General features: G+C 45.3%; 2 protein-coding genes. Both read left to right on the top strand.

Annotation, left to right across the window (positions count from 1 at the left end):
• Positions 1-1,705 (top strand): asparagine synthase B (gene asnB / locus ACKI5B_RS07750; protein WP_407427462.1); only part of this gene is annotated, 1,705 nt, incomplete at its 5' end.
• Between the two features lie 30 nt (positions 1,706-1,735).
• Positions 1,736-2,041 (top strand): carbamoyl-phosphate synthase domain-containing protein (locus ACKI5B_RS07745; RefSeq protein WP_407427460.1); only part of this gene is annotated, 306 nt, incomplete at its 3' end.

The following is a 2,041-nucleotide window of genomic DNA, read 5'->3' as shown; positions in this document are numbered from 1 at the left end:
CGAGCTTCGTTCACAGGTTCTGGAGATGTCTAAAAAGATTCGTCACAGAGGTCCTGACTGGAGCGGAGTTTACACAGGCGAAAACGCAATTTTAAGCCATGAACGCCTTTCTATTGTTGACCCGCTTTCAGGAAAACAGCCGCTTATAAGCGATGACAAAAAACTCATTCTTGCGGCAAACGGCGAAATCTACAATCACAAAGCCCTCCGAGCAGAACTTTCTGACTACAATTTTTTAACAGGAAGTGACTGCGAAGTAATCATTCCTCTTTACAAAAAATGTATCGCTGATGCAGAAGCTAAAAATGCAGAGCCGGACTTTTCTTCAATGATAGAAAAATTAAGCGGTATTTTTGCCTTTGCCCTCTACGACTCTGAAAAAGACAGTTACCTTATTGCACGTGATGAAATCGGTGTAATTCCTCTGTATCAGGGCTGGGATAAAGCAGGCCGCTTCTATGTGGCAAGTGAACTTAAAGCTCTTGAAGGTGAATGTCAGACAATCGAAGAGTTCCCGAACGGGTCTTATTTGTGGTCAGAAGAAGAAAAACCTGTCCGCTGGTACAAGCGCGGATGGGAATCTTACGATGCAGTTAAAAACAATCCGCGGGCTACGGACGAAAAAGGTGAAGTCATTAACCCTGCCGTAATCGAAAAAGTGCGCAACGGCCTTGAAACTGCGGTAAAAGCCCAGCTTATGAGTGACGTTCCTTACGGTGTTCTTTTAAGCGGTGGTCTGGACTCTTCAATAATCGCTGCAATCACACAGAAATTTTCTAAAAAACGTGTTGAAACTGACAGCCGTGAAAGTGCATGGTGGCCTCAGTTACACAGTTTTGCTGTCGGTCTTGAAGGAAGTCCGGACCTAATTGCTGCCCAGAAAGCCGCTGACTATATCGGAACCGTTCACCACGAAGTGCATTTTACGATTCAGGAAGCACTGGATGCCCTTCCGGACGTTATCTATCACATTGAAACCTACGATATTACAACAGTGAGAGCATCAACCCCGATGTATCTTTTAGCCCGCGTAATCAAATCAATGGGAATTAAAATGGTTCTTTCGGGCGAAGGAAGCGACGAACTTTTCGGCGGCTATCTTTATTTTCACAAAGCACCGGATGCTAAAGAATTCCACGAAGAGCTTGTACGCAAAATGAGCAAACTCCACCTTTACGATTGCCTGCGCGCAAATAAAAGCCTGATGGCATGGGGAGTTGAAGGCCGCGTTCCGTTCCTGGACAAAGATTTTATCGACATTGCAATGGGATTGAATCCGAGCGATAAGATGAATATCCGACTCGGTGACGGAAAACAGCGTATGGAAAAATGGATTTTACGCAAAGCCTTTGAAGACCTGCTTCCTGAAAGCATTGCATGGCGGCAGAAAGAGCAGTTTTCTGACGGTGTCGGCTACAGCTGGATAGACACACTCAAAAAAATGACTGAAGAAAAAGTATCTGATGCTGAATTTGCACGCCGCGAAAACCGCTTCCCTGTAAATCCGCCAAAAACAAAGGAAGAATACTATTACAGAGAAATTTACAGCCGCCTCTTTCCGAGTGACAGCGCCGCAAAATGTGTTCCTCACGAAGCGGGAGTTGCCTGTTCAACGGCAAAAGCCCTCGAATGGGATGCAGCATGGAAAAACATGGACGAACCAAGCGGACGGGCAATTGCCGGAGTGCATGACAAGGCTTACTAAAAGCAGAAATAAAACAGGACAGAACATAAAATGAGCAGTGCATATTTGATTCTTGCAGACGGAACAGTTTTTGAAGGAAGTTCCATTGGAGCCGAAGGAAAAACAGTGGGCGAAGTAGTCTTTACAACAGGAATGACCGGCTACATTGAAACTTTAACTGACCCGAGCTACTTCGGCCAGATTGTAACACAGACTTTTCCGCTGATTGGAAATTACGGGGTAATAAACGAAGATTTTGAAAGCAGAAAATCTTATGTCCGCGGCTACATTGTGCGCGAACTGTGCGAAAAGCCGAGTAACTTCCGCTGCGAAGGAGATTTAGACTCGTTAAGTCGG

This window comes from Treponema sp. (assembly GCF_045657965.1).
Lineage (GTDB): Bacteria > Spirochaetota > Spirochaetia > Treponematales > Treponemataceae > Treponema_D.
This window is presented reverse-complemented; position numbering and strand designations above follow the sequence as displayed.